General features: G+C 65.2%; 22 protein-coding genes. 13 read left to right on the top strand and 9 right to left on the bottom strand.

The genetic code is table 11. The annotated features are described in order from the left end of the window. Window positions 1-20 precede the first annotated feature (20 nt). The gene (locus G5134_RS01310) at window positions 21-491 is read left to right on the top strand and encodes an Lrp/AsnC family transcriptional regulator (RefSeq protein ID WP_005308292.1); all 471 of its coding nucleotides are present in this window, start codon (window positions 21-23) and stop codon (window positions 489-491) included. A gap of 59 nt (window positions 492-550) precedes the next feature. Here the strand turns inward: G5134_RS01310 and G5134_RS01305 are convergent, their stop codons facing one another. Next, window positions 551-2515, bottom strand: a complete 1965-nt coding sequence (locus G5134_RS01305) for an LTA synthase family protein (RefSeq protein WP_421231824.1) — start codon at window positions 2513-2515, stop codon at window positions 551-553. Between the two features lie 259 nt (window positions 2516-2774). Here G5134_RS01305 and G5134_RS01300 point away from each other — a divergent pair, with 259 nt between their 5' ends. From G5134_RS01300 to G5134_RS01290, 3 genes are all read left to right on the top strand, one after another. Then, entirely contained in the window at window positions 2775-3032 is a 258-nt protein-coding gene (locus G5134_RS01300; protein WP_010635292.1) for a DUF2442 domain-containing protein, read from the top strand. Window positions 3033-3277: 245 nt separating this feature from the next. Then, a complete protein-coding gene (locus tag G5134_RS01295) occupies window positions 3278-5245 on the top strand; it encodes a TonB-dependent copper receptor (RefSeq protein ID WP_065018392.1) in 1968 nt (655 codons plus the stop codon). Window positions 5246-5370: 125 nt separating this feature from the next. Then, a complete protein-coding gene (locus G5134_RS01290; RefSeq protein ID WP_065018391.1) occupies window positions 5371-6987 on the top strand; it encodes an alpha-amylase family protein in 1617 nt (538 codons plus the stop codon). Between the two features lie 50 nt (window positions 6988-7037). Here the strand turns inward: G5134_RS01290 and G5134_RS01285 are convergent, their stop codons facing one another. Beyond that, a complete protein-coding gene (locus G5134_RS01285; protein WP_042009345.1) occupies window positions 7038-7571 on the bottom strand; it encodes an MgtC/SapB family protein in 534 nt (177 codons plus the stop codon). 24 nt (window positions 7572-7595) lie between these two features. Next, complete coding sequence (locus G5134_RS01280) at window positions 7596-9038, bottom strand: RimK family protein (protein ID WP_065018390.1); 1443 nt, start codon at window positions 9036-9038, stop codon at window positions 7596-7598. 186 nt (window positions 9039-9224) lie between these two features. Between G5134_RS01280 and G5134_RS01275 the strand changes: the two genes are divergently transcribed. From G5134_RS01275 to G5134_RS01265, 3 genes are read left to right on the top strand one after another with little or no spacing between them, the layout of a single operon-like run. Continuing rightward, entirely contained in the window at window positions 9225-9683 is a 459-nt protein-coding gene (locus G5134_RS01275; protein WP_005308308.1) for a GNAT family N-acetyltransferase, read from the top strand. 17 nt (window positions 9684-9700) lie between these two features. Further along, window positions 9701-9946 carry a DUF3624 domain-containing protein gene (locus G5134_RS01270; RefSeq protein WP_005308310.1) on the top strand — a complete coding sequence of 82 codons (246 nt, stop codon included), beginning with the start codon at window positions 9701-9703 and terminating at the stop codon, window positions 9944-9946. A gap of 56 nt (window positions 9947-10002) precedes the next feature. Continuing rightward, window positions 10003-10749: an SDR family oxidoreductase gene (locus tag G5134_RS01265; protein WP_065018389.1), complete on the top strand. Its 747-nt coding sequence runs from the start codon at window positions 10003-10005 to the stop codon at window positions 10747-10749. A gap of 60 nt (window positions 10750-10809) precedes the next feature. Here the strand turns inward: G5134_RS01265 and G5134_RS01260 are convergent, their stop codons facing one another. Further along, window positions 10810-12282, bottom strand: a complete 1473-nt coding sequence (locus tag G5134_RS01260) for a C69 family dipeptidase (protein ID WP_065018388.1) — start codon at window positions 12280-12282, stop codon at window positions 10810-10812. A 465-nt stretch (window positions 12283-12747) separates the two neighbouring features. Between G5134_RS01260 and G5134_RS01255 the strand changes: the two genes are divergently transcribed. Together G5134_RS01255 and G5134_RS01250 are read left to right on the top strand one after the other, a co-directional pair. Continuing rightward, a complete protein-coding gene (locus G5134_RS01255; protein WP_065018387.1) occupies window positions 12748-13200 on the top strand; it encodes a hypothetical protein in 453 nt (150 codons plus the stop codon). A gap of 167 nt (window positions 13201-13367) precedes the next feature. Then, complete coding sequence (locus G5134_RS01250; protein WP_082038613.1) at window positions 13368-14543, top strand: iron-containing alcohol dehydrogenase; 1176 nt, start codon at window positions 13368-13370, stop codon at window positions 14541-14543. 125 nt (window positions 14544-14668) lie between these two features. On the opposite strand, the gene G5134_RS01245 is transcribed toward G5134_RS01250, so the two are convergent. The 3 genes from G5134_RS01245 to G5134_RS01235 all read right to left on the bottom strand — a co-directional run bounded on the left by G5134_RS01245 (window position 14669) and on the right by G5134_RS01235 (window position 16984). Beyond that, a complete protein-coding gene (locus G5134_RS01245; RefSeq protein ID WP_065018386.1) occupies window positions 14669-15298 on the bottom strand; it encodes a glutathione S-transferase family protein in 630 nt (209 codons plus the stop codon). Between the two features lie 110 nt (window positions 15299-15408). After that, a complete protein-coding gene (locus G5134_RS01240; RefSeq protein WP_017764595.1) occupies window positions 15409-16677 on the bottom strand; it encodes an O-acetylhomoserine aminocarboxypropyltransferase/cysteine synthase family protein in 1269 nt (422 codons plus the stop codon). 130 nt (window positions 16678-16807) lie between these two features. Further along, window positions 16808-16984, bottom strand: a complete 177-nt coding sequence (locus G5134_RS01235; protein ID WP_017764594.1) for a hypothetical protein — start codon at window positions 16982-16984, stop codon at window positions 16808-16810. A gap of 100 nt (window positions 16985-17084) precedes the next feature. Here G5134_RS01235 and sgrR point away from each other — a divergent pair, with 100 nt between their 5' ends. From sgrR to G5134_RS01220, 3 genes are read left to right on the top strand one after another with little or no spacing between them, the layout of a single operon-like run. Further along, the gene (gene sgrR, locus G5134_RS01230; RefSeq protein WP_421231823.1) at window positions 17085-18818 is read left to right on the top strand and encodes an HTH-type transcriptional regulator SgrR; all 1734 of its coding nucleotides are present in this window, start codon (window positions 17085-17087) and stop codon (window positions 18816-18818) included. 35 nt (window positions 18819-18853) lie between these two features. Beyond that, on the top strand, window positions 18854-19249 hold the full coding sequence (locus G5134_RS01225; protein WP_017783630.1) for an acyl-CoA thioesterase: 396 nt from the start codon (window positions 18854-18856) through the stop codon (window positions 19247-19249). 31 nt (window positions 19250-19280) lie between these two features. After that, complete coding sequence (locus G5134_RS01220) at window positions 19281-19994, top strand: hypothetical protein (protein ID WP_065018384.1); 714 nt, start codon at window positions 19281-19283, stop codon at window positions 19992-19994. Between the two features lie 64 nt (window positions 19995-20058). Here the strand turns inward: G5134_RS01220 and G5134_RS01215 are convergent, their stop codons facing one another. Further along, the gene (locus tag G5134_RS01215) at window positions 20059-20802 is read right to left on the bottom strand and encodes a lipase secretion chaperone (RefSeq protein ID WP_065018383.1); all 744 of its coding nucleotides are present in this window, start codon (window positions 20800-20802) and stop codon (window positions 20059-20061) included. After that, entirely contained in the window at window positions 20799-21710 is a 912-nt protein-coding gene (locus G5134_RS01210; RefSeq protein WP_065018382.1) for a lipase family alpha/beta hydrolase, read from the bottom strand. The genes G5134_RS01215 and G5134_RS01210 overlap by 4 nt, the downstream gene beginning before the upstream one ends. Window positions 21711-22001: 291 nt before the next feature. Here G5134_RS01210 and G5134_RS01205 point away from each other — a divergent pair, with 291 nt between their 5' ends. Continuing rightward, on the top strand, window positions 22002-22427 hold the full coding sequence (locus G5134_RS01205; protein ID WP_065018381.1) for a hypothetical protein: 426 nt from the start codon (window positions 22002-22004) through the stop codon (window positions 22425-22427). Window positions 22428-22448 lie beyond the last annotated feature (21 nt).

Here is a 22448-nt window from a genome sequence, read left to right as displayed (position 1 = left end):
GAGCGGTTCAAGGAGTAAAGATGAGAAACCTGGATCAACTGGATTTGGATATCCTGGCCCATCTGTTTCGCGATGCGGGCATGACCAACAAAGATCTGGCCGCGCTGGTCGGGGTGGCACCGTCCACCTGTCTGGAGCGGGTGCGCAAGCTGCAGCAGGATGGGGTGCTCAAGGGCGCCCACTGCGAGGTGGATTACCAGGCGCTGGGGGGTCACATCCAGGCCATGGTCTCCCTGCAGCTGGCTCGCCACAGCCGCCAGATCATCGATGCGTTTCGCGATGCCATCCTGGCGCTGCCCGAGGTGATCAGCCTGTTCCACATGGGGGGCAAGGATGATTTCCTGGTGCATCTGTGCGTCTCTGACACCGAACACCTGCGCAACTTCGTGTTCGATCACTTCACTTCCCGCGAGGAGGTGGTGCATCTGGAGACCTCGCTGGTGTTCGAGCACAAGTTCAGCCGTTCGCTGCCCTGCTTCCTCAACACCTGATGCCCCGCCTGCCTCCTACAAAAAAACCCGCCAATCGGCGGGTTTTGTTTTTATGGCGCTCAGTTCAGCACGGTGCGGGTGTCCGGCGCCGTCCGGTAGAGCCCCTGCTGGTAGGCGAGGCTGCCCCAGAGCGCGAGGCCGAGGGCCGCGTCCTTCATGGTGGCCGGCTGCGGCGCCGGGGTGAGCGTCTCTGTCGCATCCTCATAGATGAAGCCTTCTGGCGCCCGCTCCGGCTGCAGGATCACAACGTCCTTGCCGCGCATAAGGGCGAAGTTCTTGTCGTACTGCATGATGGCGCGGCCCGGCCAGTCGGCGGGCATGCGGGTCAGATCCTTGCCGAGCATGGGATAGTCGGCGCTGATCCCCATCAGGGAGAGCAGGGTCGGTGCCATGTCGATCTGGCTGACGATGCGCGGATCCTGTCTCGGCGCTATGCCGTCACCCACTATGACGCCCGGAATGTGGAACCGGGGGATGGGCACCAGGCTGGCACCGCTGACCCGGCTGTCGTGATCGGCGATGACCAGGAACAGGGTGTCTTTCCAGTACTCCGAATTTCTCGCCTTTTTGAAGAACTCGCCGATGGCGTAGTCCGCGTACTTGGCGGCGTTGTTGCGGGTCTGCTTGGGCTGCTCATAGAGGGCGATGCGATCGTCGGGAAACTCGAACGGATCGTGGTTGCTCGAGCTGAACACCAGGCTGAAGAAGGGTTTGCCCTGTTTGTGCAGGGCCTGGAAGGTCTGGTCGGCCTTGGCCATCAGATCTTCGTCAGAGGCGCCCCAGGAGCCCTCGAACACCGGGTTCTTGAAGTCCTTCTGCTCGACGATGGTGGTGAAGCCGTTGCCGAGGAAGAAGCTGCGCATGTTGTCGAAGTGGCTCTCGCCGCCGTAGATGAAGCTGGTGTCGTAGCCCCGCTGCTTGAGCAGATCGGCGATGGTGAAGAAGTTGGTCTGGCTCTTGCCAAGCTTGACCACGGCCTGGGCCGGGGTCGGCGTGAAGCCGGTCAGCACCGCCTCTATGCCGCGCACCGAACGGGTGCCGGTGGCGTAGAGCTGCTCGAACGCCCAGCCCTCTTTCGACAAGGTATCGATGTTGGGGGTGAGCGGCAGGCCGCCGAGGGAGCCGACGAACTGGGCCCCCAGGCTCTCCTGCAGCAGGATCACCAGGTTCTTCGGCTTGCCGCCGTAGCTGGCCTCGTTGAAGGTCTGGCTGGGCAGGGTGTCGGAGCTGAACTCATGGGATTCGCGGCCGCTCTCCTGGCGAACCAGATCCAGAATGCGCTGGCGGGGCAACTCGCCGTAGAACTGGCCGGCATCCTCCTCGGCGCGCATCTGCTTGATGGCGAAGAAGAGGGAGTAGGAGGAGTTGACGGTGAGCGCATTGACCAGGGGATCGCTGGCAAACGCCACCATGGCCGGGTTGAGGGCGCGGTGGCCCAGGCTGGAGCGGGCACCGAGAAAACCGATGGCCAGGATCAGCAGGGCAAACGCCGGACGCAGATACCAGCGCGGGAAGCTGATGCCGCGCAGCAGGCGGCCGCTCAGACACCAGCTGCCCGCCAGCATGGCGCAACTGAACACCAGCGCCAGCAGCAGCTCGCCCTTGCGGCCGGCCCACAGCATGGCGAACACCTCTTTGGGATAGATGAGGTACTCCACGTAGAGGCGGTTGGGCCGCACCCCGTACTCGGTCACGAAGGAGGGGGTGGAGATCTCCAGGAAGAGCAGCAGCCAGAGTCCCAGGGTCAGCCAGACCCGGATGAACTGCAGCCAGGCACGGCCCACGGCATGGGGGCCGGCCAGCAGCAGGGTGAACACGGCGGGCACGCCCCATAGCCAGCAGAGGGTGGCGAAGTCGACCCGCACACCCTGCAGCAGCATCTCCTGCCAGCCGGTGACGGCGTCGACCCGTTCCAGCTGCCAGAGGCCGAGGGCGAGCCGGCTGATGGAGAGAGAGACGAGCGCGATCAATGAAAAAACGGCGATGGGCCAAAACGGTCCCAGCCATCGTCTGATAGTGGTCATTGTTGTTCCTACAAGCCTGTTTGCACCCGTCCACGGGCGCATTGTTTTTATATTGCAGGGTTATGACAGTGGTGGCGGGCAAAGGTTGCGTCGGGAGCGTGCGAAAGCGCAACTTTTGGCACGTTTTATGATTTTTCTGTGATGGCGGACAAGGGTTGCAGACAGCAGAAACGACTGGAAAAACTGTGATCCTGCCTGCAAAGCGAGGGCGGGGGCTTATCTATAATGGCGCCGATTTTTCTCAATCGGAGCCGAAGGGATGCCGGTCTTTATCGATGTGGAATATTTGCAGGGGTGGAGCCTGTTCGTGGTGCTCTCCGACGGTACCACGGGGGCACTGGATCTCGCCCCCTGGCGCACCCAGCCGCTGTTTGCGGCGCTGGATTCGGAGCGGCGCTTCGCCCGGGTCTTCATCAATCGTCACCATCAGCTGGAGTGGCCCGCCGGCTGTACTCTGTCGGCTCATGAGGTCTATCACCTGATCAAGCCCATCGACGAGCGGGAGGCCTTCAGCTAACTCCCTGTTTTTGTGAGCTATCACAAGATTCCTGTAAAGGGAATGTTTGAGCGTTTGCCTTCCTCACCCATTTTGGGTAAAACCTGCGCAACATTTTGCCAACCCTAGCCTGGTTTCGCCTCAGAGGGCTTGCCGCCACCGTGCCGCAGGCCTTTTTTGCAGCCTGACGGCAAACCTTCCAGTAACTGAATGGTTTGGCAGTTGGAATTAAAACAACAAAATAAACAGAGAGATAAGGAAAGAGTATGGCTTGTCATATGCGCACCCCGCTGGCCCTGCTGGTGGGTGGTCTCGCCTGTCACGGCGCCGCCGGCCAGGAGACCGTTCAGCAGTTGGAACCCATGGTGGTGGTCGCCAGTCGCCCCGCCAGCACCCTGGAGGTGACCCTGGATCCCAAGAAACCGGGCTCCCCCATGCCGGCGGCCGACGGCGCCGGTTACCTCAAGAACGTCACCGGCATGAGCATGGTGCGCAAGGGGGGCCTGGGTGGCGATCCCGTGCTGCGGGGGATGGGCATGTCCCGCCTCAACGTGCAGATGGATGGCGGCATGCTGGCCGGCGGCTGCGGTGGCCGGATGGACCCCCCCACCGCCTACGTCTTTCCTCAATCTTTCGACCGGATCCGGGTGCTGAAGGGGCCGCAATCCCTCGAGCAGGGGGCCACGCTGGCAGGGACCGTGCTGTTCGAGCGGGACAGACCCGAATTCACCGCCCCCGGCGTCAAGGCCGAGGCGTCGGCGCTCTATGGCAGCTTCGGGCGCGACGACCAGATGCTGGACGCCACCGTGGGGGCGCCGCAAGGCTATCTGCGCGGCCAGTTCACCCACTCCGACAGCGATGACTATCGCGATGGCCACGGCGACAAGGTGCGTTCCTTCTACCGGCGTGAGAACGGCACCGCCCAGCTTGGCTGGACGCCCAGCGAGCACACCTGGCTCGAACTCACCGCCGAGCGCAGCAACGCCCGCGCCGCCTATGCGGATCGCACCATGGACGGCCCCATGTTCGACCGCGAGTCCTTCGGCCTCAAGCTCAGGCAGGAGCAGATCACCACCCACTGGCAGCGCAGCGAGCTGACCCTGTGGGACAACGACATCGACCACATCATGGACAACTTCAGCCTGCGGCCGAACAGCGGCATGAAGATGCTCTCCAACCCGGATCGGCGCAACACCGGCGGGCGCTGGGCCAACGACATAGCGCTGCCGGCCGACTGGCTGCTGACCGCCGGGTTCGATGCCAACCGGGATCAGCACAGGGCCCGCAGCGGGGTGGACTACGCCAGCCAGCCGCGCCAGCGCACCCTGCGCTTCGAGCAGCAGGGGGGCTTTGCCGAGCTGGGCCGTCAGCAGGGGGCCCACAGCTACAAGGGGGGCTACCGGCAGGACAGGGTTGAGACCACCCGTTATGGCGCGGGGGATCAGACCCTCTACAGCGATACCCTGACCCTGGACAGCGGCTTTGGCCGCTACGAATACCAGTGGTCGCCGGCCTGGTCGAGCTACCTGGCCTGGGGTCAGGCCAAGCGTGCGCCGGATTACTGGGAGCGCAGCAAGGACAGCGTGCCCTTCACCCTCAACCCGGAGCGCAGCCGCCAGTGGGATGCGGGGCTGGCCCTGCGCAGCCGCGATCTGGACCTGACCCTCTCCCTGTTCAGCGCCGACATTCAGGACTACCTGCTCTATAACAACAAGTCGAACAAGGTGCGCAACATCGACGCCCAGACCCGCGGCGGCGAGCTGGAGGGGCGCTGGCAGTTCGCCGAGCAGTGGCGTCTCGATGGCGGCCTGGCGGTGGTCTATGGCGAAAACCAGAGCGACAACAAGCCGCTGGCCCAGATGCCGCCCCTCGATGGCAAGCTGGCGCTGGGCTGGCAGCCAGCCGAGGCGTGGAACCTGACCCTGCTGGGCCGCGCCGTGGCCGCCCAGGATCGGGAGGATGTGGGTTCCGGCACCGTGGCCGGCCAGGATCAGGGGGAGACCCCGGGCTTCTTCACCATGAACCTGAGCGCCGCCTGGCAGTTCCACCCGGGCTGGCAGCTGTCGGCCGGGGTGGACAATCTGTTCGACACCTTCTACTACGAGCACCTCTCCAAGTCGGTGCACGCCAGTCAGGCCGGGCTGGGCTACGAGCAGGTGGGGCGCATCCCGGAGCCGGGCCGTGCCTACTGGCTCTCCCTCAGCTATCGCTTCGCCTCGGCCGGCGTGCTCTGAGCGGGGATTGGGTAACCGGCTGAATCGGGTAACGTTTTCAGTCACAGACCCGTGCGGGCTGGGCCGTTATCATGGCCCCAGTGCGGCGCTTTGGGCGTCGATACCACCACAGCGGGAACATAACAATGAAACAAGGAACGTTGCGTCGTGGCGGCCTCATCGGGGCCGCCCTGTTACTGACGGCTTGCGGCAGCGGAGGCGGGAGCGGTTCCAGCGAGCCCCAGCCCCCGGTCATCAACCCGCCGCCGGCCACCGCCAGCCGCGCCTGCTACGGCAATGACCAGCCGGCCTGCAACCTGCGCACCTATCAGGTGATGGTGGAATCCTTCGTCGACGGCGACGGCAGCACCAACTACGGTGTCGGCTACGGTCCCTCCCAGCACAACGGCGATCTGCAGGGGATCATCGACAGCCTGGATCACATCAAGAGCCTCAACGTCAACGCCATCTGGCTGACCCCGGTGTTCGACTCCTGCGCCGGTCAGGGCGGGGACGACAGGCTGGACGCCACCGGCTACTTCGCCTGCGACTTCTTCAACGTGGACCCCAACTTCGGCAGCAACGCCCAGCTTAAAAAATTGGTGGACGGGGCGCATCAGCGCGGTCTCTACGTCTTCCTAGACGGGGTGTTCGGCCACGTGGGCAAGGTGGGGGTGAGCAAGCCCTCGCCCGAGGGACGGCTGCCCGCCCTCAAGAGTGGCGGTGCCGGCTACCCGGGCCAGCTGGTGGATTACAGCCAGCCCGAGAGCCTGGCCTACTTCAAGGAGGTGGCCCGTTACTGGGTCGAGCAGTACGGCATCGACGGCTGGCGCCTCGATCAGGCCTATCAGCTCGATCTTGACGACTGGCGCGCCATTCGCAGCGAGGTGGAGCGGGCCAGCGCGGCGCGCAAAGCCGCCGGCCAGCAGTGGGGCACCCTCGGCTACCTGGTAGGGGAAGTGTGGAAAGGGGCCGACGAGATCCGCGCCCAGGCGTACGGGCCGAGCGACAATCCGGCGCTCTCCTCGGCGTTCGACTTCCCGCTGCGCTACGGCCTGGTGCAGGCACTGGCGGTGGAGGAGTCCGGCAAGGGCGGGCAGGGGGCCAGCGTGCTCGATGCCAGCTGGAACAAGGTGGAGAACTACCCGAACCACGCCATGCCGAACCTGATGCTGGGCAACCACGATCTGGTGCGCTTCGGCGATCTGCTGGAGCGCGGCAACTTCAATCCGGCGGACTACTGGCAGCGCCACAAGGCGGCCTTCAGCTTCCTGGCGGCCCGCTCCGGCCCCATCACCCTCTACTACGGCGAGGAGTTTGGCGACGAGGTGCCTGGCTTTGCCAATCAGGTGGGGGGCGACTGCGCCGCGCAGGGGCTCTGTGACGATCACGTGGCCCGCAGCGATGGCAAGGTGCCCGGCGTCACCGGTTTCGTGCCGAGCAGCGAGCAGGGCGAGCTGAAACAGTGGCTCAGCCAGCTGCTGGCCCTGCGCGCCGCCCACCCGGCCCTCTATCAGGGGGAACGGGTCAAGCTGGTGGCCGAGGGGAGCGTCTATGGCGACATCAAGCAGACGGCGGCGGAGCAAGTAGTCTACCTGCTCAACGTCTCCACCACGCCCCAGAGCTATGCGGTGCCGGCCAGCAAGCTGCGCAGTGGCAGCGCCCTGGTGGATCTGCAGAGCGGCGAGCGCCTGGCCATCGGTGGCAGCAGCGTGACGGTGGACTTGCCGCCGCTCACCGGCCGCTTCCTGCTGGTGCGCTGAGGCTGGTAAACAACAAGGGCTCCGTGATGGAGCCCTTGTTCATTGGGACGTTACTTCTCGATGCCGCTGCCGAGCTCGTCCTGATGGGGGGTGGCCTGACCGTTGCCATTGCCGTGCCGCCAGCTCTCCAGCCGGTTGTGTACCCCGCGGCGCAGGCCTTTGAAGCTGGTCTCCAGGTAGTCCACCCCCACCAGGATGGAGAGGGTGACACCGGTGAGCAGCAGCGCCTGGTGCAGCATCTGCATGCCGATAAGGGCGCCGAGGGCCGCCAGCATCCAGACGGTGGCGGCGGAGGTGACCCCCAGTACCTGACCATCCCGGGTCATCATCACCCCGGCGCCGAGAAAGCCGATGCCGGTGATGAGCTGGCCCAGCACCCGCGCCTGGTCGGCGCTCTGGGGACTGACGGCGGCACCGATGGCAAGAAAACAGTAGGTGCCGAGGATGATGAGCGAGGAGGTGCGGATGCCGACCGGCTTGCCGCGCAGCTGCCGCTCCAGCCCCACCAGGGTGCCGCACACCAGACAGACCAGGATGTTCTCCCAGCCAAGGGGCGCTATGTCCCACCAATCAGTCGTCATCATATCCACCTCTGCTCTCGATGCTTGTTATCCGGCCGCGCTCTGCCCCCGGTTTTCCAGCCGCTGGCGGAAGGCCCGGGCGAGGCGCTCGTAGAGGTCCTTTGCCTCTCTGTCCTCAATATCGCCACGTATCCAGGGATTGTCGATGATTTCCAGCAGCACGCAGTCACGCCCCTGCTGGCGCAGATCGACCCCGAACAGGCCGTTGCCGAGCTGATGAACGGCGCGGCGGGCGGTCTGCAACACCCGCTCCGGCACCTCGTTGAGCGGCAGCGCCTCGATGCGGCTCATGTCGAGGGGGTGTTTGCGGCGGCGGATGCGGTTGCCGGGCTCGGGCCGGAAGCGGCGGCAGGCAAACAGCGGAGAGCCGTCGAGAAAGCCGATGCGCCAGTCGAACTCGGCGGGGATCCGGCTCTGCACCAGCAGCAAGGCGGAGCGCCCCAGCCCTTCGTCCAGCAGGCGAGCCAGCTGCTGCTCGTCGCTGGCCATGGCGAGATCGCGCCCCTGCGCCCCGTCGGGTACCTTCACCATCAGCGGCAGGCCGAGCCGCTGCACCAGCTCGTCCACGTGGTGGCGGCCGCGGCGGGTCACCACCATGGTGGGTGGCATGGGCACGCCGCTGCGTACCATCAGCTCGTAGAGGTAGAGCTTGTTGCTGCAGGCGAGGATGGCGCGGGAGCTGTCGATCACCGGCATCTTGAGCTGCTCGGCGCGGCGGGCAAACTCGAAGGTGTAGTGGCCCACTGCAGTCTCGGAGCGCAGCCAGAGGGTGTCGAACTCCGGCAGCCGTTCGATGGCGGACGGCGGCAGGATCTCGGCCCGGATCCCCTGGGCCGCGGCCGCCTGGATGAAGCGATCCAGCGCCAGCGCATCGCTGCTGGCGCGGCCGTCGTTGGGGTCGACCAGGATGGCGAGCTGATAGAGCGGCGCCGCCTGCTCCTCGTCGCCGGTGCCCACCAGTGCCTGGGCGTGGTGCAGCATCAGCTCTTTCTCGCTAGGGCTCAGCGCCAGCGGTGACAGGCTCTGCTGCTGGCGCACCGACCAGCCGTGGCGGCCGCGCTTGAGGGTCAGCTCCTGCAGCGGCAGCTGGCTGAGGCCGTAGTAGTAGCGGGCCAGCCCCGCCAGCTCGCTCTGCTCGCACTGGCCGAAGATGGCGCGCACCCGGATTCGGTCCTCGCTCTGCTGGGCCAGCCAGCCTTGCAACTTGCGCCACAGCTTGGCCGGCGGCTGCTGGGGTTGCAGCTGGCTGATGGCTTGCAGGCCCGGCAGGCAGTGGTGACCGCGGGCCTGGGCCAGCAGCGAGCAGTAGTAGCCGGCACTGAGGTGCTCCAGATTGCGGCAGAGGTTGATGATGCGGGGGCGGCCGCCGGTGGTGGGCACCCCGTGTTGCAGGTAGGTGCGGGCGGTCAGCAGATAATCGGCATGGCAAGGCCAGTCGCCCAGCTCTTCGACGATGACGTAGGTACTCATTTTTTCGGCTCCACAGATGAAACTGCCTTAAGCGGCAGGATCCCCAGTGGGCTTCGATGCACCGACAAGCACGACAATGGCGCGAGGGGAAACAAGAGGTTACAGTGCCTAATATGCCGCCTTGGTAACTTGTGATACAAGTCGCATTTTTGGTGATGAAGATAAATAACCGAACAAGGATTCCCCGTGTTGACCGTGCGCGCGGCCCGGACCGATGATCTGGGCGCCATCGTTAAGCTGGAACGCTACTGTTTTCCCCCCGAAGTCGCCTTTGGCCGCAGCCGCTGGCACTATCTGCTGACCCAGGCCAAGGGGCGCACCTTGCTGGTGCTGGACCAGCAGGAGCAGCTGATGGGCTACCTCTGTTTGCTGGAGCACAGGGGCTGGGATCGGCTGATCATCCAGACCCTCGCCATCCGCTGGACCATCCGCCGCCAGGGCTGGGCTCGCCGCCTGCTGGAGCAGGTTATTCAGGAGGGCAAAGAGGCAGGCTGGGGGGCGATCCGGCTGGAGGTGGGCGATGCCAATGAAGAGGCGCAGGCGCTCTATCGCGGGCTGGGTTTTCGCCCAAGGCAGAAGCTGCTGGATTATTATGGCCACGGTCAGCATGCCCACCGGCTGGTGCTGGCGCTGAAGCAGGCCTGAGTGAAGGGAGAGAGGGGATGAGCTGCGACAACTGCCTCGCCACTGCCATCAGGGCCAAGCTGGGGCGCTGCCCGGTCTGCGCCGGCCAGACCTTCGCCATCGGCCTGGTCGGCTGGCTGGTCTGGTGGTGGTGTGGCGCCGACACCTCGGTCAACGCCCTCACCGGTCTGCTGTTCGCGCTGGGGGGCTCGGGCCTGTTTTTGCTCCATCTGCTGGTGTTCATCTGGCGCAAGGCGAGCGGGCGTGAATTGAGCGACGAATAGATCAGATTGGTTTCAAACAGATAAATAACAATAGCGCTGTAGAAATGGAGGTTCAGATGATTGCAATGGTAACGGGCGCCTCGTCCGGGTTTGGTGAATCCATCAGCCGTCAGCTGGTGCAGGCGGGCTACCGGGTGATCGGCACCGGTCGCCGCGCCGAACGGCTGGCCGCGCTGGCCGACGAGCTGGGCGCCCAGTTCCTGCCGCTGGTGTTCGACGTGCAGGACAAGGCGGCCACCCGCGCCGCCATCGACGGGCTGCCGGCCGAGTGGCGCGAGGTGGATCTGCTGGTCAACAACGCCGGGTTGGCGCTGGGGCTGGAGCCGGCCCACAAGGCAGACCTAGAAGACTGGGAGCAGATGATCGCCACCAACATCAGCGGTCTGACCCTGCTCACCCGCCTGCTGCTGCCGGGCATGGTGACGCGCAATCGCGGCCACGTCATCAACATCGGCTCCATCGCCGGCACCTACCCCTATCCGGGCGGCAACGTCTACGGCGCCACCAAGGCGTTCGTGAAGCAGTTCAGCCTCAACCTGCGCGCCGATCTGGCGGGCACCGCCATCCGCGTCACCAACGTGGAGCCGGGTCTGTGCGGCGGCACCGAGTTCTCCAACGTGCGCTTCCACGGTGACGACGCCAAGGCGGCCACCGTCTATCAGGGGGTGCAGGCGATCCAGCCGGAAGATATCGCCAATACCGTGCTCTGGATCAGCCAGCAGCCGGCTCACGTCAACATCAACAGCATCGAGATCATGCCGGTGGCGCAGACCTTCGGCCCGCTCCATATCAGCCGTCGCTGATCGCTGCTGCGGATGAAACAAGAGAGGCTCCCCTGGGAGCCTCTCTGTTTTGGGGCCTGTTTACAGGCTCATGATCTTCTTGAACTCCTCCGGCGAGTACTTCTGCTCGGTGCGCTTGGTGAGATCCGTCATCAGCTTGTAGCGCAGCTCTTTGGCCATCTGATAGCTCTTCTCCAGCTGGCCATAGGAGTAGTCGGATGCCAGCCCGATGGCGGTGGTCTTGTCACCGGCATAGGCCTGCTTCAGGCTCTGGTCGAGCAGGACCACCTCCTTGTAGAGCTTGCTGCTCTCCTTGCTCCAGACGCCGCGCAGCAGCGGCAGGTATTTGTCCGGATCGGCGCTGGCCAGCGCCGTCAGGCTGCGGAACTGCCAGTAGGCGGAATCATCGGAGTAGCTGTCGCTGCCGGTGCGATAGGGCAGGGGATAGGACTCCAGGGTGTTGTAGAGCGGCACCATCACGGATTCGGCCAGCACGCCGTAGCTCTGCCAGATGAGCCCCTGCAGCTCTTTGGGCATCTCCTTGCGCAGCTGGATGACGTGGGATTCGAGCTGCCTGTCGATGCGGATCGGCCGCTCTGCCTTGCCGGCCAGCGGGGTGCCGTCATAGGTGGCGCTCAGCAGCCTGGCCACGTCCGGCACGGCGATGGGGGCATCCGGCTTCATAAAGAGCGGGTACTGCGCCTGGCGGGTTGGCTGCTTGTGAGAGGCCGTCAGCATCTTCTGGCCGAGCCACTCCCGATCCACGTTGTAGGGGTCGGCGATGACCCCGAATGCCTTGGCGAAGTTGAACTCTTTCGGGTCGGCGTTATCCAGCAGTTTATGTTCGCGCACGAACTCCAGCAGTCTGGGCGAGTGCAGCACGTCGGCGCCGTCGAGATCGACGCCGTGGATGCGCAGGCCGTTGGCCACCATGGCGTAGCTGTCGTCCGGCACCCGCACCGCAATCCAGTGGTGGCCGGAGCCGATCTCCATCAGCCAGGCCTCGTTCACATCCGCCAGATAGAGGCTGTTGCCCTCACCGGCGCCATATTGCTCCACATAGCGGCCGAGCAGCTCGACCCCCTCTTTGGCCGTCCTGGCCTGCGGCAGGATCAGGGTCGGGATGATGGCCTCGATGACCCCCTTCTCGACCAGCGGATCGGCCTTCTGGGCCTTGTCGTTGACCTCGGCGCTGGTGGTGGCCGAGATGGCGACGTTAGCCTCGTTGATGCCGCGCTCCTCGTAATACTTGCCGTCCGGGTCGCTGGCTGTGGCATCCCAGTCACGAATGGCGGAGTAGGCCAAGAAGGCTTTGGGCATGGGCACTTCCAGCCCGTTGCCCAGTTTCCAGGTCTTGCCCTCGTTCTGCTGCGCGGGCCGGAAGGCCAGGTACTTGTTCCAGTTGTTGACGCCAAAATCCTCGTTTCTGGCGATCATCACGCTGCCATCGGCACTGGCGCCCTTGCCGACGATGAGGCCGGTACAGGCGTCGGCACTGGTGCCAAGCAGGGTGAGCAGGGTGGCGGAGAGAAGACTCAAGGTGTGTTTTTTCATAGTTATGCCCGAAAGGTTGCGGTGGATGCGCGTCAGGGGGCAGGAGAAGCGGCCGGGAGTAACTGGACTGGGTCGGGGATCCGACGGTAGACAGGTCTGCATCTGGTTGATTTCGCAAACATATCATCCATAACGCTGCTTGCTTGCCCGATGGTGCGCCAAAATTGTATGCCTCACTGGTTGTTTGTTTTGTGATCGGCAAGGCGTTCCTGCTGTTTATGTGGCGCGGAGTTTTTGAGGTAGTTGTATGTGTCGGAAATCGGGATAAAAGCAGCGGATGAGTCATGATTCTGACGCCACATCAGGTCCGTGACCGACTGCAGGCCTGCCACGGTGGGGATCTCGCCCAGCCTGACAAGTTGGCCTGCAACTTGCTGGTTTTATTGCCAATGATGGGGCCAGGTGCCTCATACCATCGAATCAGCGACCTCGTCATGCCGGTTTGGCATGCAGACTGGAGCCCCCATGGATATCAAACCCTACAGCCAGCAGCTTGCCCAGAGCGCCTCCAACAATCGCGCCCTCGCCACCCTCAGCAGCGCCGACAGCGGTCAGGGAGGCGGCGGCTGGGAAGATCTGGTCAACCTCTCCTCCCAGCGGATAACCGGCCAGGCCCAGCAGGCGCTGACCTATGAACACCTGGCCAAGAACAACAAGCTGCCGCCGGCGCTCGACATGAGCTCCGACAAGGGGGGCATGCTGCAGCAGCTGGTGGACAAGGCGCTCGGCTTTGATCGCAAGCAGTTCAACGAGATAGAAGAGAAGCTCAAGGCGATTGCCGACAACAAGCAGCTGAGCGCCGAGGAGCGGGCGGAGCAGAGCAAGCCGTTGAACGAGCAGCGGGACGCCATGCTGCAGGATGCCATGGACCGCCTCACCGGCAAGAAGAGCAGCAAGGAAGAGAGCAAGAGCGCCTGAGCAGCGGAATGACTCGAACGGCAATCCATGGTCGGTGGGGGCAAGCCCTTGCCCCCACCGACCACAGTGAATGAGCTGCCCTGCCGGCAACCCGCATCCGCGGTGCAATGTGAGGGCGGGTCTGCGTTCTTTGACCTGTGGGGGCCACAGGCGCACAATCCCTCTGCATGCATTCAACCGAGGGCTCTGCCGTGTACAACTTCCAATATGCCAATCCCACCCGCGTCTGTTTCGGTGAAGGCCAGATCGCCAAACTGCCCGAACTGATCCCGGCCGGCAGCCGCCTGCTGGTGCTCTACGGCGGCGGCAGCATCAAGCAGAACGGGGTCTATGACCAGCTGACCCAGGCGCTGGCAGGCCGGGAGTGGCTGGAGTTCCCCGGCATCGGCGCCAACCCCCAGTACGACCAGCTGATGGAGGCGGTGGATCTGGTCAAGCGCGAGCGCATCGACTTCCTGCTGGCGGTGGGTGGTGGTTCAGTGGTGGACGGCAGCAAGTTCGTGGCCGCCGCGGCCCGCTTCGAGGGGGACGATCCCTGGGAGATCCTGCTGCACAAGGCCCCCATCAAGGCGGCGCTGCCGCTCGGCTGCGTGCTGACCCTGCCGGCCACCGGTTCGGAGAGCAACCCGGCCGCCGTGGTGAGCCGCGGGGAGGCCAAGCTCTCCTTCATGAACCCGCTGGTACAGCCGGTGTTTGCGGTGCTGGATCCCACCACCACCTACAGCCTGCCGCCGCGCCAGGTGGGCAACGGGGTGGTGGATGCCTTCGTCCACATCCTCGAGCAGTACCTCACCTTCCCGGTGGGGGGCGAGGTGCAGGACCGGCTGGCGGAAGGCCTGTTGCAGGTGCTGGTGGATAACGGCCCGCGGGCGCTGGCGGAGCCCACCAACTACCAGGTGCGCGCCAACCTGATGTGGGCGGCCAGCCTGGCCCTCAACGGCCTCATCGGCCGCGGTGTGCCGCAGGACTGGTCCACCCACGCCATCGGTCACCAGCTCACCGCCCTGCACGGGCTGGATCATGCCCAGAGCCTGGCGGTGGTGCTGCCCTCCCTGCTGCGGGAGCAAGCGGCCCAGAAGCAGGAGAAGCTGGCCCAGTTCGCCGAGCGGGTGTGGCACTCCAGCCGCGAGGACAAGGCGCTGCGCATCGAGGAGGCGATCATTCGCACCGAGCAGTTCTTCCAGCAGATGGGGGTGGGTACCCGCCTCGCCGACTATGGCCTGGATGCGCGCTGCATCCCAGGGATCTGCTCCAACCTCAAGCTGTTCGGCCTGACCGCCCTCGGGGAGCAGCAGGACATAGATCCGGACAAGGTCGCCAGGATCCTCTCCCACGCGCTGTAAGTCATCCTGGCAACCATAGTGGCGCGGATCCTCTCCCACGCCCTCTGCTCACCGGCTGACCAACAGAAAAGAAAACGCCCCGATCATCGGGGCGTTTTGCATGGTGGCGCCGGGCGCTTGGCCGCTTATCCGGCGCTGCGGTCCAGCTCGCGCTCCAGCGCCGCCGCCTTCTGGCGGGCCGGATGAGTGTTGAGGCGCTGCCAGTAGGCCTGCAAATGCGGGAACTGGGCCAGCTGGCCGCTCTGGGCCAGCAGATCCACCAGGAAGGAGTTCAGGATGTCGGCGCCGGTGAGGCGATCGGCCACCAGATAGCGGCGGCTTGCCAGCACCTCGTTGAGATAGCCCAGCACCTTGGCGCACTCGGCTTTGGCGTAGTCCGGCAGGAAGCGCATCGGGCTGCCGTCCTTGCGCACGAACATGTCGAGCAGCAGCGGCAGAATGCCCGAGCTCTCGGCGAAGTGGAGCCACTGCAGGTACTCGGCATAGTCCGGGCTGTCGGCGGCCGGCGCCAGCCGGTCCGGGGCGTGGCGGGCGATCAGGTATTCGGTGATGGCACCGGATTCCGCCAGTACCCGGCCGTCAAACTCGATGACCGGCGACTTGCCGAGGGGGTGGACGGCCTTGAGCTCGGGCGGTGCCAGAAAAGTGGCGGCATCGCGCTGGTAGGCCTTGATCTCATAGGGCAGGCCCAGCTCTTCGAGCAGCCAGATGATGCGCTGGGAACGGGATTTGTTCAGGTGGTGCAGGACTATCATGAATACCTCGACGCAGTGACAAGAAGCGGTAGTACGCAGCGGCGCGGCGACGGGTTCACCGCTGCAGCTAAAAAAAAAGCGGGCTGATGCCCGCTCCCGCACCGTTTGCGTCAGGCCTCCAGCGCCTGATCCAGATCCGCCAGTATGTCCTCGATGGCCTCGATCCCCACCGACAGCCGGATCATCTCAGGTTTCACCCCGGCCTTGGCCTGCTCCTCTTCGCTGAGCTGGCGGTGGGTAGTGGAGGCGGGGTGGCAGGCCAGCGACTTGGCGTCGCCGATGTTGACCAGCCGCTTGAAGATCTTGAGCGCATCGTAGAAGCGCACGCCCGCCTCATAGCCCTCCTTCAGGCCGAACGAGAGGATGGCCGAGGGGCGGCCGGCCATGTACTTCTCCGCCAGCAGGTAGTGGGGGTGACCCGGCAGCCCGGCGTAGCTGACCCAGGCCACCTTGGGGTGATGCTTGAGGTGGTGGGCCACCTGCAGGGCGTTGTCCACGTGGCGCTCCATGCGCAGGCTCAGAGTCTCCAGCCCCTGCAGCAGCAGGAAGGCGTTCATCGGCGCCAGCGCCGCGCCGGTATTGCGCAGCGGCACGGTGCGCACCCGCCCGATGAAGGCGGCCGGACCAAAGGCCTCGGTGTAGACCACCCCGTGATAGGAGGGCTCGGGCTGGGTCAATTGGGGGAAGCGCTCGGCGTGATCCGCCCAGGGGAACTTGCCCGAGTCGACCACCACGCCCCCCAGCGAGTTGCCGTGGCCGCCGACATATTTGGTCAGGCTGTGCACCACGATATCGGCGCCGTGCTCGATGGGTTTGCACAAGACCGGGGTGGCGACCGTGTTGTCGACGATGAGCGGCACGCCGCGGGCGTGGGCCACCTTGGCCAAGGCGGCTATGTCCACTATGTTGCCGGCCGGGTTGCCGATGCTCTCGCAGTAGACCGCCTTGGTCTTGTCGTCGATGAGGGCGGCGATGGCCTCGGCGCTGTCATCCTTGGCGAAGCGCACCTCGACCCCGAAGCTTGGCAGCATGTGGGCGAACAAGGTGTAGGTGCCGCCATAGAGCTGGGGGGTGGAGACGATGTTGTCGCCAGCGGCGGTCAGCGCCTGGATGGCGTAGGTGATGGCGGCGGAACCCGCCGAGACCACTAGGCCGGCAATGCCCCCTTCCAGCGCGGCCATGCGCTGCTCCAGCACATCGTTGGTGGGGTTCATGATGCGGGTGTAGATGTTGCCAGGCACCGCCAGGTTGAACAGATCCGCCCCGTGCTGGGCGCTCTCGAACTCGTAGGCCACCGTCTGGTAGATGGGCACGGCGACGGCCTTGGTGGTGGGGTCGTTGGCAAAGCCGTGGTGCAGGGCCAGGGTCGCATCTTTCATCACACACTCCTTGTTGGATGTTGCTGGATAGCAGTCATAGATGGATAGACGTCCAATCTATCAGGCCCTTGGCCGATGTAAACCATCAGATCCGGCAAAGCAATCTCGTCGGGGCGTGGGGGAGGCCGTCTCAGAGGCGGCGGCGATACTCCTTGTCGTCGATCTGGTGCATGTCCCACTGCATCAGACGGTTGAGCTGACTCATGGGATCCTCGATCAGCGGCAGCGGGCGGGGCAGGATCCGCTTGAAGTAACGGCGCAGGATCTGCTGGATCCGGTTCGGTTTGATGGGGTTGGCGTGGCTCATGATGGTGCTCCTGTGCTGTGGTTCTCACGTTCGCCAGCAGTATTGAGCTAAAATGCGGAAGTAAAAACTGATGACTTTCAGAGCAAGGATTTCCTCTTTTATGCCCACCAGCCGCCTCTACCAGCAATTCCAACGGCTCGCCCAGCAGCTCGGCTGCGACGAGCGGGAAATCAGCCTCGCCGAGGTGGCGGATCTGCTCTGCTGTACCCCGCGCAACGCTCGCCTGCTGCTGCGCCGCATGCAAGAGCAGGGCTGGCTCGGCTGGTCTGCCGAGGCCGGACGGGGGCGGCGCTCCCGCCTCACCCTGCTGGACAACCAGGAGAGCCTGACCCGGCGCCGACTGCGGGAGCTGCTGAGCCAGGGCCAGCTGGCGCAGGCGGTGCGGCTGGCGGAAGATCGCCTCGATCTGCTCACTCCGCTGCTTATCGAGCAGCTCGGCCAGGCCACCCGGGCAGGACGCCAGATCCTGCGGGTGCCCTACTACCGGCCACTGCCCCAGCTGCTGCCCACCGGCCCGCTGCGCCGCTCCGAAATCCACTTGAGCCGCCAGCTCTTCAACGGCCTGACCCGGCGAAATGAGGAAAATGGGGAAATCGAGGGGGATCTCGCCCACCACTGGGAGTGCCTCGGCCCCTGCCACTGGCGCTTCTACCTGAGGCCGGCGGTGCGCTTTCACCACGGCCGCGAGCTGGTGGTGGAGGACGTGACGGAGAGCCTGCAGAGCCTGCGGGATCGTCCGCTGTTCGCCCATCTGGCACGGCTGGAGAGCCCCTGGCCGCGCACCCTGGATCTGCACCTCGACAGCCCGGATCCCCTGCTGCCCCACCTGCTGGCGGAGCCGGTGGCCGTCATCCTGCCGCGCGAGCTCAAGGGGGAGGCGGGCTTTGCCCTGCAGCCGGTGGGCACCGGCCCCTATCGGGTGACCGCCAACGATCCCATGCACCTGTGCCTGGAGGCATTCGACGACTACTTCGGTCTGCGCGCCCTGCTCGACGAGATCGACATCTGGATGCTGCCAGAGTTGGCGGAGCGGCTGGAGAGCCACCTGCAACTGGGGCGTGACAGCCCGGAGCTCGGCACCATGCGAGGCGAGTCCGAGCTCGAATCCGGCTGCTACTTCCTGCTGCAGGATGAGCGCTCCGGTGCCCTGCAGGATCCCGCCCTGCGCCAGTGGCTGGCCGGCCTGCTCAACCCCATCGCCCTGATGGCACGGGTTGCCCCCGAGCTGCAGCGGGGCTGGACCAGTGCGCTGGGTCTCTTGCCCCACTGGCGCGAGGCGCAGCCGGCCCCGTTGCCGGCGCCGGCCGGGCGGCCGCGTCAGCTGGTGCTGGCCTGCTTCAACCAGCACCTGGAGTTCAACGAGTGTGCCAACGCCATGAGCAGCCTGCTGGCCGAGCAGGGCATCGCACTCGAGGTACGCACCCTGGATTACGGCCGCTGGGTGAGCGGGGCGGACGAGGACGTGGATCTCTGGCTTGGCACCCTCAATCTGGAGCACGAACACGCCTTCGCCCCCTACGCCTGGTTGCAGGGGACCCCGCTGCTGCGCAAGGTGTGGGGCGGCCAGCATGGCCTGTGGCAGGGGCTGACACAGTGGCGTGCCAGCGGCGAGGAGCCGGGGCCGCGGGCGCTGCTGGCCAGCGTGCAGCAACAGGGCTGGTTCGTGCCGCTGTTTCACCACTGGCTGGAGCTGGAGAGCCGGGTCGGGGTGCACGGGGTGCGGATGACGGCGCTCGGCTGGTTCGATTTTCGCAGCGCCTGGCTGCGCCCGGAGCTGGCCGTCGGCGCCGGGGAGGAGATGGGGGAGCTTGAGTCCAGAGGCGGGCCGCGTTAGCCTGAGCGCGGTCCAACGACAAGGAGTCGATATCCATGCTGGAAATGCAGATCCAACCCCGTTTTCAAGAGACAGATGCCCTCGGCCACATCAACAACACGGTGCCGGCGGTCTGGTTTGAATCGGCCCGCGACCCGCTGTTTCGCATCTTCTCCCCCGAGCTGGATGTGCACAACTGGCATCTGATCATCGCGGGCTACACGGTGCAGTTCAAACGGGAGCTGTTCTACGGCCAGCAGGTATTGATCAAAACCGGGGTACGCCGCATCGGCTCCAGCTCCTTCACGCTCTGGCAGGAAGCCTGGCAGGAGGGCGAACTGGCGGTGACCGCCGAAACCACCCTGATCCATTTTGACTACCAGTCCCGCCAGTCCATCCCCCTGAGCGATCGCCACCGGGAGGAGCTGCGGGCCTGGCTGATAGAAAGCTAACCTTGGCCCTTCGGCCAATCACAGGACACTTATGCGCAATACCGTGATCGCCCTGAGCCTCGGCCTGGGACTGGGGCTCTGCTCCCTGCCTTCGATGGCGGCCTCCCTCGCCGAGCAGTTCTCCCTGATGGAAAAGGGGGCCGAGAGTGCCCTCGATACCCGTCTGTTCAGCCACGACGGCATAGACATCAAGGCCTGGGTGGATGGCGCCCCCGTTATCATCGCCGTGCCCATCATGAACGAGCAGGGCAAGCAGGAAGGGGAGAGCCGTTACTACTTCAAGGGCGGCAAGCTGTTCGGGGTGAAGGAGCCCGCCGCCCAGTTTGCCTTTGACGACGGCGGCAAGCTGACCCGGTGGCTGGACGAGAAAGGACAGCCCGCCGAGTTCGTCAGCAAGATGAGCATGCAGCAGCGAGAAGCCTGGCTCACCAAACGGGCGGCCGAGCTGGGCCAGCTGTTTGCGCCGAGCGCCGCCGAACAGAAGGCGGCCAAGGGGGGCGTCAAGCTCAAGGGGGCGGAGCTGGCCCACTGGCTCTGCAACGGCAAGCTGATGGCGCTGGCCGGGGGGGACAAGGTGACCTTCGAGCCGGCCAAGCTCAAGAGCCGTGCCGAGGGCATCGAGGGGGAGGTCTCCCTGCGCCAGGATAAGGGGTGGCAGGATCTGAGCCTCAAGTGCGAGGTACAGGGACCCCAGGTGACCCGCCTGACCTGGCAGCCGCTGCCGGGTGCCAACAAGCCGCAGTAAGCACGGCAGCAGCAAAGCAAGGGGCCCAGATGTGGGCCCCTTTTTATTTTGGTTATTGTGGCGGTCACTCGCCCAGCCTGAGCCGGGTGAGGGCTTCCACCCGTCGCCACTGGCCGGGCTCGAACCAGCGCGCCAGGATCTCCGACTGCTGCTCGGCCCGCCGCTCGGCGGGCAGGGGCTTGAGTTCGGCCAGATAGCCGGCCAGCTGCTGCTCGAACCCCTGCTGACTCTCCGCCAGCTGGTGCAGCCGGTCCGCCGCCTCCGGTCCCAGCTGCTCGCGCAGCACGGCGTCGCGCTCGGCCGCCGGCAGTCGCTCCAGACTCTGCAGATCGCCGAGCAGGCGGCTGTTGGCCTCCGCCTCCCGAAACCACTGGGGCTGCTCCGCCAGCCAGAGCTCGAGCTCGCTCGCCAGCAGCGGCTTGTCGGCATCGCCAGCCTCCGCCAGCGCCTTGCGGCGCAGAGTCCACTGCTCCATCAGCCGATCCTCGGCAAACAGCTGCTCCTGCTCGGCCGGGGTGAAGCTCTGCTGGCGCAACTGCTCGCGCTCGTCGAACAGCACCTGCAGGCTGGCCAGGCCCGGATCGGTCGGCACCGTCAGGCTGCTTTCGGCGGCAAGAAAGGCCTCATAGCGAGCCTGCAGCGAGTGCTCAGCGGACGAGGAGGCGGCCTGCCGGGCCAGGGGGGAGGGCGGCCCGGCCTCTTGCGCCAAGGGGGCAGCCGAGTCGGGGCTCGGGGCGGGCCACAGCTGCCAACCCCCCAGCAGCAGGGCCGCTCCCAGCAGAGCGGCCATCAGCCATGCCTTGTTCATAGCCCCAGTCTCTGCAGGCGGTTGGCGTGCTGGCGATAGAGGCCGACCGGGTCGGTCTCGAACAGGTGGCGAATGCCGAACGACTGGTTCACCTCGTCCAGATGGTTCATCCGGTAGTCGGTGCTGATCACCTTGCCGAGGTGGCTGCTGCACACCCCGACCAGGCCGTCGTTGGGCTCCTTGAAGAAGCTGCCGGTCAGCGCCAGCGCCGGATCCACCGGATCCAGGATGTTGGTCATGGTGCCGCGCCCGCTCCAGGAGAAGTAGTAGACCCCGTTGGCGGCCTGCATGGGCCCTTCGCCGCAATACTGGCTGGGCAACCCTTCCGGATAGCGCTGGTTGAAGCGCTGGGCACCGGCGCTGGTGAGGGCGTCGAGGGCGGCGAGGGGATCCTGCGGCAGCTGGCTGCCCCCGGAGAGCAGCGAGATGACCCCGGACAGGGCCGAGGCGGCGGCCACCGCCAGCTTCTCGGCCACCGAGCCCGGTGCCACGTTGGCGCGCACCAGATCGGCGATCTCCGAGCCGTAGTTGACCCCGCCCACACTGGTGGCGGAGGCGACCAGCTCGGGGGCGACCGAGGCGACGTAGCGAATGGTGGGGCCGCCGTGGGAGTGGCCGATGAGGTTCACCTTCTCCGCCCCGGTGATGGCGAGCACCTGCTGTACCTGCTTGAGCAGCTGCTCACCGCGCAGTTCCGAGCTCTGGGTGGCGGAGACCTGGGCCACGTAGACCTTGGCGCCATCCCGGGTCAGCGCCTGGGGGATGCCGTAGAAGTAGTCGACCCCGAGCAGCTTGTCGAAGCCGAACAGACCGTGCACCAGCACTATGGGGTAGCGGGTCTGGGTATAACCTGCCGCCTGGCCCAGCATGGGCAGGGCGCACAACAGCACCAATAGCCATTTTTTCATCTTGTCCATCCTTGTGAAGAGAGACTGCCGCAGCGGCAGCCACCGGCATCATGCCGATACCGACCAGCATGGCGGAACGGGACGTTTGCATCTGTGCAAATGATCACCAAACAGACAGATTCAAAAAAGCCCTACCCATATGGGCAGGGTTGTTGGCTGTGCCGGCACAACTATCCCTTGTGTTCGCCCCTTACATAAGTTAAATAATAATTATTATCATTTGTGGTGTTGGAGCCTATGTCGGCAAGCTGGGTAAGAGGTTGGGTAGGGACGGGGGAGAGCGACAGCAGCATGGTGCACTGGAAGGTGCAGACCATGAGCGGCAACCGCCATTTCGATGCCGGTGAGCACGCCAAGGCGCTCTCCTGCTATCAACAGGCGCTGTGGTTGGCCCGCCAGCAGTTTGCCGACTGGCACGATGTGGACGAGGCGGTGGCCGCGCTGGTGGTGGCCCACCACAACCTGGCGGATCTGCTGGTGGCGATGGCGCTGCCGGAGCGGGCCGCTGACCTGCTGTGTCACATCCACGACTGCCTGCTCGCCACCAGCCAGTCCCCCGCCTGCTCCGGAGCCCTGCGGGATGCCGCCCTGCGCCACACCCGCAGCACCCATACCGAATTGCTCGCCTTCGTGCGCAAGCACGGCAGCCACGACGGCATCCGCCGCTGCCTCGGCCAGTGTCTGTGTCAGACCGAGCCAGCCCCGCAACTGCATTAATCACAATAAACAGAGGTGACC

Origin of the sequence: Aeromonas sp. 600276 (assembly GCF_049175815.1) — a bacterium.
Taxonomy (GTDB): Bacteria; Pseudomonadota; Gammaproteobacteria; order Enterobacterales; family Aeromonadaceae; genus Aeromonas; species Aeromonas dhakensis.
The sequence above is the reverse complement of the archived record's forward strand: the minus strand, read 5'-3'. Positions and strand labels throughout refer to the sequence as shown.

What these genes read in the sequence shown, in the direction of transcription:
- sgrR (WP_421231823.1), top strand. Translation starts at nt 17,085, where the DNA reads ATGCCCACCAGCCGCCTCTACCAGCAATTCCAACGGCTCGCCCAGCAG.
- G5134_RS01265 (WP_065018389.1), top strand. Translation starts at nt 10,003, where the DNA reads ATGATTGCAATGGTAACGGGCGCCTCGTCCGGGTTTGGTGAATCCATC.
- G5134_RS01245 (WP_065018386.1), bottom strand. Translation starts at nt 15,298, where the DNA reads ATGATAGTCCTGCACCACCTGAACAAATCCCGTTCCCAGCGCATCATC.
- G5134_RS01210 (WP_065018382.1), bottom strand. Translation starts at nt 21,710, where the DNA reads ATGAAAAAATGGCTATTGGTGCTGTTGTGCGCCCTGCCCATGCTGGGC.
- G5134_RS01310 (WP_005308292.1), top strand. Translation starts at nt 21, where the DNA reads ATGAGAAACCTGGATCAACTGGATTTGGATATCCTGGCCCATCTGTTT.
- G5134_RS01205 (WP_065018381.1), top strand. Translation starts at nt 22,002, where the DNA reads ATGGTGCACTGGAAGGTGCAGACCATGAGCGGCAACCGCCATTTCGAT.
- G5134_RS01285 (WP_042009345.1), bottom strand. Translation starts at nt 7,571, where the DNA reads ATGATGACGACTGATTGGTGGGACATAGCGCCCCTTGGCTGGGAGAAC.
- G5134_RS01225 (WP_017783630.1), top strand. Translation starts at nt 18,854, where the DNA reads ATGCTGGAAATGCAGATCCAACCCCGTTTTCAAGAGACAGATGCCCTC.
- G5134_RS01255 (WP_065018387.1), top strand. Translation starts at nt 12,748, where the DNA reads ATGGATATCAAACCCTACAGCCAGCAGCTTGCCCAGAGCGCCTCCAAC.
- G5134_RS01305 (WP_421231824.1), bottom strand. Translation starts at nt 2,515, where the DNA reads ATGACCACTATCAGACGATGGCTGGGACCGTTTTGGCCCATCGCCGTT.
- G5134_RS01235 (WP_017764594.1), bottom strand. Translation starts at nt 16,984, where the DNA reads ATGAGCCACGCCAACCCCATCAAACCGAACCGGATCCAGCAGATCCTG.
- G5134_RS01260 (WP_065018388.1), bottom strand. Translation starts at nt 12,282, where the DNA reads ATGAAAAAACACACCTTGAGTCTTCTCTCCGCCACCCTGCTCACCCTG.
- G5134_RS01280 (WP_065018390.1), bottom strand. Translation starts at nt 9,038, where the DNA reads ATGAGTACCTACGTCATCGTCGAAGAGCTGGGCGACTGGCCTTGCCAT.
- G5134_RS01250 (WP_082038613.1), top strand. Translation starts at nt 13,368, where the DNA reads ATGCATTCAACCGAGGGCTCTGCCGTGTACAACTTCCAATATGCCAAT.
- G5134_RS01220 (WP_065018384.1), top strand. Translation starts at nt 19,281, where the DNA reads ATGCGCAATACCGTGATCGCCCTGAGCCTCGGCCTGGGACTGGGGCTC.
- G5134_RS01240 (WP_017764595.1), bottom strand. Translation starts at nt 16,677, where the DNA reads ATGAAAGATGCGACCCTGGCCCTGCACCACGGCTTTGCCAACGACCCC.
- G5134_RS01215 (WP_065018383.1), bottom strand. Translation starts at nt 20,802, where the DNA reads ATGAACAAGGCATGGCTGATGGCCGCTCTGCTGGGAGCGGCCCTGCTG.
- G5134_RS01295 (WP_065018392.1), top strand. Translation starts at nt 3,278, where the DNA reads ATGGCTTGTCATATGCGCACCCCGCTGGCCCTGCTGGTGGGTGGTCTC.
- G5134_RS01270 (WP_005308310.1), top strand. Translation starts at nt 9,701, where the DNA reads ATGAGCTGCGACAACTGCCTCGCCACTGCCATCAGGGCCAAGCTGGGG.
- G5134_RS01290 (WP_065018391.1), top strand. Translation starts at nt 5,371, where the DNA reads ATGAAACAAGGAACGTTGCGTCGTGGCGGCCTCATCGGGGCCGCCCTG.
- G5134_RS01300 (WP_010635292.1), top strand. Translation starts at nt 2,775, where the DNA reads ATGCCGGTCTTTATCGATGTGGAATATTTGCAGGGGTGGAGCCTGTTC.